The following is a 6,000-nucleotide window of genomic DNA, read 5'->3' as shown; positions in this document are numbered from 1 at the left end:
ACTATTTGGTACAAATAGTTAGTTTTGCACACACCTGTGCGGATAACGGGATAAGTTTAGATTCAGTTATTTCCAAATTAGGACTAGTAGCTTAAATTTTTCCTATTTAGTGCACAAGTCTAGTTATATAAGTATTTTAACTTAATAGATGAATTAATATTTTGAGTGGGAAAAATAGCTTAAAACTGTTGATAATGAATAATAATTTCATAAATAATACATTTTAATAGGAGAAACAATATGGATTTTAAACATGAAATAATACAATTTAATGATGATATTCCGATTAAATTGTATAATGGTAAAAATCTTTTAGACGATAAAGGTTCAAAACATATAAACATGATATCTAAGCATTGGCATAGTAGTATTGAAATATTTTATGTTTTTACTGGAAGAGTAAACTTATGGGTTAATTCACAAAAATATGAATTATGTAACGACAATCTATTAGTTATTAATATAAATGAAATACATTCTTCAAAAAACTTAGAAAATGGTAATGGTGTTCTTTTACAAATTCCTTATGAATTTGTAAAAATATACCATCCTAATATAGATAGTATTTCATTTATATGTAATTCAAATTTGGAGGCGAACAATAGTGAGAAATATTTTAAGTTGAAAAAGATGTTAAAAGATATAGATAATATTTATAATGAAGGAAAAGATGGTTATGTATTAAAAAGCTATAGTTTACTATTTGATATACTATTTGAATTAGTAACAAACTTTAGTAGAAGTAAGCCTGACAAAGAAAGCATAAAGAGTAAAAAGAATTTAAATAGATTAACCGAGATAATAGAGTATATTAAGGAAAATAAAAAAGCGGATTTATCTTTAGATATGGTAGCGAAAAAGGTTAATTTGACACCACAGTATTTATCTAAATATTTTCAGAAGTATATGGGAATATCATATATAAAATACTTAAATAGCTTAAGGTTTGAAAGTGCGTATAAAGAATTAGTGAATACAGATTTATCAATAACCCATATAGCCATAGAAAATGGATTTCCAGATGCTAAAGCTTTTAATAAAATATTTAAGAAAATTTATGATGTTAATCCAAGAGAGTATCGTAAAAATTTAAAAACTAAAAAATTAAAAAATACCTCTTTTTAGATTAAAAAAAACAAGGATTTCTTGATTAAAGACATTTATAATTAATTTGTAAAAGTATTCATAAAGTGATGAATAATTAAGAAAGTTTTGTATAGATACAACATTTAAGAAATATAAAACCTTTGAGTATTTACAAAAAATTATAAATAGGATGGAAAGACAAATGATTACAAAAAAGCAACATGAAAAGATTAAATTTATACTAAGCCAAATGACAATAGAAGAAAAAATTGGACAATTGCAACAACTAGGTCCTTCACTTGTAGGAGCATTTGAAGTATCCTTTGAAGAATTATTAGATATGATGTTTGATGGAAGAATAAGCGAAGCAGAATTTCACAAGCTTATGAGCACAGCAAAAGAGGATTTAAGAGAAGAGGAAGTAAGAGCAGGAAAAATAGGTTCCTTTAATGGATTATATGGAGCTGAAAAGATAAATTATCTTCAAAAAATAGCTTTAGAGGAATCACGTCTTGGTATTCCTTTATTATTTGGAGCAGATATTATTCATGGAATGCGTGCAGTTTATCCAATTCCACTTGCAGAAAGTTGTGCTTTTGATGAGAAGCTATGGGAGGAAACTGCTGAAATGTCAGCAAAGGAAGCAGCAGCTTCAGGAATCCATTGGACTTTTGCACCTATGATAGATGTAGCAAGAGATGCTAGATGGGGAAGAATTAGTGAAGGTGCTGGTGAAGATATATATTTAAATTGTGTTTTTGCGAGAGCTAAGGTTAAAGGATTTCAAGGTGATAATCCTGCTGAGGAAGATAAATTGCTTGCTTGTGCTAAACATTTTATAGCTTATGGTGCAGCAGAAAGTGGAAGGGATTATAATACTACAGATATGTCAATTCAAAAGTTGCATGAAGTGTATTTACCTCCATTTAAAGCAGCAATTGATGCAGGGCTTGCAAGTATAATGCCTTCCTTTAATGATGTAAATGGAGTGCCAGTAACAGTAAATAATTATATGTTACAGGATGTATTAAAAGAAGAATGTGGATTTGATGGATTGTTAGTTAGTGATGCAAATGCAATAGCAGAATGTGTTAACCATGGATTTGCAGAAAATAAAAAGGAAGCAGCAAAACTAGCAATAGAAGCAGGTATAACTGTAGATATGTCATCAAAGATTTATAGCAGTTACTTAAAAGAATTAGTAGATGAAGAAAAATTAGAAAAATCTTTTATTGATGATGCAGTATATAAAGTATTAAAATTAAAAATGGAAAAAGGATTATTTGAAAGTCCGTACCAGACAAATACAGAAAAAGAAAAAAATACAATATTAAAGGCTGAATTTAGAGAAAAATCAAAAGAAGCAGCTTTAAAATCAATGGTACTTTAAAAAAATGAAGGTATACTTCCTTTAAGTAAAAATAAGAAAATTGGACTGGTAGGAAATCTAGCAGAGAGTAAGGGGCAGATGCTTGGACCTTGGGCTATTAATGGTTGTGATGAAGATTGCATCAGTATATTAGAAGGAATGAAAACAAACTTTGATTACTTAACATACGAAGCTTGTATTAAAGATAACAAAGTTAACTTTGATATGGTAACAAAAATTGCCGATGAATCAGATTTTATTGTAGCTGTAGTTGGAGAAACAAAAGAAATGTCTGGAGAAGCAGCAAGCCGTGCAGATATTTCACTTCCAGCTGAACAAGAGGGATTATTAAGAGCTTTATATAAAACAGGTAAACCAGTAGTTGCAGTATTAGTTAATGGAAGACCACTGTCAATCTCTTGGGTTTCAGAACATATTCCAGCAATTTTAGAAGCCTGGCATGGTGGAATAGAAACAGGTAATGCAGTAGCAGAAATTTTGTTAGGTTTATACAACCCAAGTGGTAAATTATCAGTAACCTTCCCTCAAAGCACTGGTGCATGTCCTTGCTATTATAATCATACATCGACAGGTCGCCCAGGTGGGAAGTCTAAGTTTACTTCAAAATATTTAGATATTCCTTTAGAGCCGGTATATTGCTTTGGTCATGGTTTTAGTTATACTACATATGAATATTCAAGTTTAAAAGCTGAAATATCAGAAAATCAATTGAAAGCTTCTATTATTGTTACCAATACAGGGAAAATGGATGGAGAAGAGACGGTGCAGCTGTATATTCAAGATGTTGTAGCAAAAAGAGTTAGACCAGTGAGAGAACTAAAAGCCTTTAAAAAGGCAGCTTTAGAAAAGGGTGAAAGTAAAAAAGTAGATTTTACAATTCCTGTAAGAGAGTTAGGCTACTATGATAACAATATGAAGTATATTGTAGAAGCGGGCAAGTTTAAAATTTATGTTGGTGGAAGTTTAAAAGAATGTTTAGAAACAGAAGTTGAATTAAAATAGAAATTAAATACATCTGAAATGTTAGAAATAATATTCTGTTGATTTGAGTTTTATATTATGCTAAAATACATTTACATTTGTAAATTATAATAATATATAGTTTAGTTTTCTAGGGTTCCGCAATTTATTATTGGCAGGTCCGAGAGAAAACGCATAGCTGACTGTGTACACGGAAGGATAAAAGCCTGGGAGATATTTAATAATATTTCCATAGGCTTTTTTATTTTTTCAATTTTCGAATCTACGAGGCTAAATCATTTAGTACAGAATAAGGAATATAGGAGGGATTCTAATGAAAAATTTTGTTATTGAAGATTCTTTTTGGAGTTTATTTCCTAATGTAAAAATTGGGATTGTTATTTGCCATGACATAATTAATTCTATAGGAGATAAGGAGCAATATGCAGAAAGGATTTTAGAGGCAGAAAAGGAAGCATTAAAGTATTTACAAAATGCAGAATTTAGTAATAACTATGTAATAAAAGTCTGGAGAGAAGCATTCCAAAAATTTAAAACAAAGAAAAGTGCAAGGTCATCCATAGAGGCGTTACTAAAGAGGGTCTACAATGGAAATCATATAGGAACTATTAACCCACTAGTTGATATTTACAATTCTATTTCATTAAGATATGCATTACCATGTGGAGGTGAGGATATAGATAAATTTGTTGGAGATATAAGATTGACTACGGCTATTGGAAATGAGGAATTTATTCCGCTTGGAACAGATGAGAACTCACCTCCATATGAAGACGAAATAGTCTACAAAGATGATAAAGGTGCAATTTGCAGATGCTGGAACTGGCGTGAAGCAGTAAGAACAATGCTTACTGAAAATACAACTAATGCTTTCTTATGCATTGAATTAACTGATGAAAGTAGATTAATAGAATTTGAGAACGCATTAAAAGAACTAGCAAAAGCAGTGCAAAACAATTTAGGTGGAACAAGCAAAATTTTAATTCTAGATATTAATAATAAGGAAGTAGTTTTAGAGTAATTTTAGGAGGAGATAAGAATGGGTGGTTTTAGTTATAAAGAGATTTATATTGAAGATGGTAAAAGGGTACTGGAAGTAAATATACTGCCTGAAAAGCATTGTAATTTTGACTGTATATTTTGTCCTATCGGGAGATCTTATAAGAAAGTAGATACACCGCAGTCTTTTAATGAAATGGATAATTCATTAAAGGAATTAGAAACTATGATAGAAAATAATAAAGTAGAATTAGTTTACATTAATTCAAAAGGGGAAGCATTAGTAAACAATAAAATTGATGATATTATTAATCTAATAAAAAATAAGGGAGTACCTGTAAGGTTGTTATCAAACGGCTATTTATTGTGGAGAGATGAATATGTAGAAATAGCCAATAAGTGCGATGAAGTTATTGGAGAGATAAAAGCAGTTTCAGAAGAAGATTTTCAAAAAATTCAAAGACCAATTGAAGGATACACACTTAAAGAATATATTTCAAATATGGCTTTATTTAACAAACAATATAAAGGGAAATTTATCTTGGAAGTAACAATTATCAAAGGTTATAATGATACAGAAGAATCTGTTAATAAGATAAAGAGTATTATTAATGAATTGTCTCCAGACAAAATTATAATTGAAAAAATGAATGATGAAAGATTCAAGAAAAAGCTTGGAATATCTGATGAAAGATTTAATGAAATTTCAGAAGTATTGTTAAACACTTAATAGAGTAAATGGATAAGGGCTCGCATAATAATTTTATTAAATAAGTATTCGCTAAGTTTTATTGAATAAGAAAAAGAATATATTAAGAAGGCAAGTAAAACAACTAGGGTAATAAAAATTTGTATAGAACATATTTAAGGAAAAGTAAAGAGGTAGTTAGATAATAACAAATTTCTATATTTGTTATAAATTTACTTAAAATATAGATATAGTTGGAGGAACAAAATTTATGGAGAATTTTTTGATTAAAGAATGTAGTTTAGAAGATGTAAAGAAAGTTAAATATATAAGTGAAAAAACATTCTATGAAACGTTTTCTAATGAGAATACAAAAGAAGATATGGAAAATTATTTAGAAGAAAATTTTTGTTATGAACAGTTAGAAAGTGAAATTAAAAATAATGCTTCAAGATTTTATATAGTTGAAAATAATGAAAAAGTAGTTGCATATATGAAACTTAATTTTGATAAAGCACAAACAGAGACAAGACATGATAACACATTAGAAGTTCAAAGAATTTATATATTACAAGAATATAAAAGTAAGCATATCGGTAAAAGGTTAATACAAAAAGCTATAGAAATTGGAAGAAATAACAATCTAAATTATATTTGGTTAGGTGTATGGGAAAACAACATAAATGCGATAAAATTTTATAAAAAGCAAGGATTTGAAAAATTTGATACACATATTTTCAAATTGGGTGAAGATGAACAAACAGATAATTTAATGAAATTCATATTGTAAAGTTTACTTATAGATAAAAAATATATAACTTAGACTTATACAATAAACTCACTGAAATAAGTAACA

6 protein-coding genes and 1 riboswitch are annotated in these 6,000 nt (G+C 28.6%); all 6 genes read left to right on the top strand.

Annotation, left to right across the window (positions count from 1 at the left end; translation table 11 throughout):
* The first annotated feature begins 240 nt into the window (after positions 1–240).
* The 6 genes from CLPUN_RS06165 (at position 241) to CLPUN_RS06145 (ending at position 5,934) form a co-directional block, all read left to right on the top strand.
* Entirely contained in the window at positions 241–1,125 is an 885-nt protein-coding gene (locus tag CLPUN_RS06165) for an AraC family transcriptional regulator (RefSeq protein WP_077846447.1), read from the top strand.
* A gap of 163 nt (positions 1,126–1,288) precedes the next feature.
* The gene (locus CLPUN_RS29365) at positions 1,289–2,476 is read left to right on the top strand and encodes a glycoside hydrolase family 3 protein (RefSeq protein ID WP_341424318.1); all 1,188 of its coding nucleotides are present in this window, start codon (positions 1,289–1,291) and stop codon (positions 2,474–2,476) included.
* 12 nt (positions 2,477–2,488) lie between these two features.
* Positions 2,489–3,478 (top strand): glycoside hydrolase family 3 C-terminal domain-containing protein, encoded by a 990-nt coding sequence (locus CLPUN_RS29360; protein WP_341424325.1) that lies wholly within the window; start codon positions 2,489–2,491, stop codon positions 3,476–3,478.
* A gap of 98 nt (positions 3,479–3,576) precedes the next feature.
* Positions 3,577–3,672: riboswitch (guanidine-I (ykkC/yxkD leader) on the top strand.
* 98 nt (positions 3,673–3,770) lie between these two features.
* Positions 3,771–4,478: a B3/B4 domain-containing protein gene (locus CLPUN_RS06155; protein ID WP_077846446.1), complete on the top strand. Its 708-nt coding sequence runs from the start codon at positions 3,771–3,773 to the stop codon at positions 4,476–4,478.
* A gap of 18 nt (positions 4,479–4,496) precedes the next feature.
* Positions 4,497–5,186 (top strand): radical SAM protein, encoded by a 690-nt coding sequence (locus tag CLPUN_RS06150; protein WP_077846445.1) that lies wholly within the window; start codon positions 4,497–4,499, stop codon positions 5,184–5,186.
* A 229-nt stretch (positions 5,187–5,415) separates the two neighbouring features.
* Complete coding sequence (locus CLPUN_RS06145) at positions 5,416–5,934, top strand: GNAT family N-acetyltransferase (RefSeq protein WP_077846444.1); 519 nt, start codon at positions 5,416–5,418, stop codon at positions 5,932–5,934.
* Positions 5,935–6,000 lie beyond the last annotated feature (66 nt).

Source organism: Clostridium puniceum, assembly GCF_002006345.1.
GTDB lineage: Bacteria > Bacillota > Clostridia > Clostridiales > Clostridiaceae > Clostridium > Clostridium puniceum.
This window is presented reverse-complemented; position numbering and strand designations above follow the sequence as displayed.

Excerpts from the sequence above, each read along its gene's own strand:
- CLPUN_RS06165 (WP_077846447.1), top strand. The coding sequence starts at position 241 with ATGGATTTTAAACATGAAATAATACAATTTAATGATGATATTCCGATT.
- CLPUN_RS29365 (WP_341424318.1), top strand. The coding sequence starts at position 1,289 with ATGATTACAAAAAAGCAACATGAAAAGATTAAATTTATACTAAGCCAA.
- CLPUN_RS06155 (WP_077846446.1), top strand. The coding sequence starts at position 3,771 with ATGAAAAATTTTGTTATTGAAGATTCTTTTTGGAGTTTATTTCCTAAT.
- CLPUN_RS06150 (WP_077846445.1), top strand. The coding sequence starts at position 4,497 with ATGGGTGGTTTTAGTTATAAAGAGATTTATATTGAAGATGGTAAAAGG.
- CLPUN_RS06145 (WP_077846444.1), top strand. The coding sequence starts at position 5,416 with ATGGAGAATTTTTTGATTAAAGAATGTAGTTTAGAAGATGTAAAGAAA.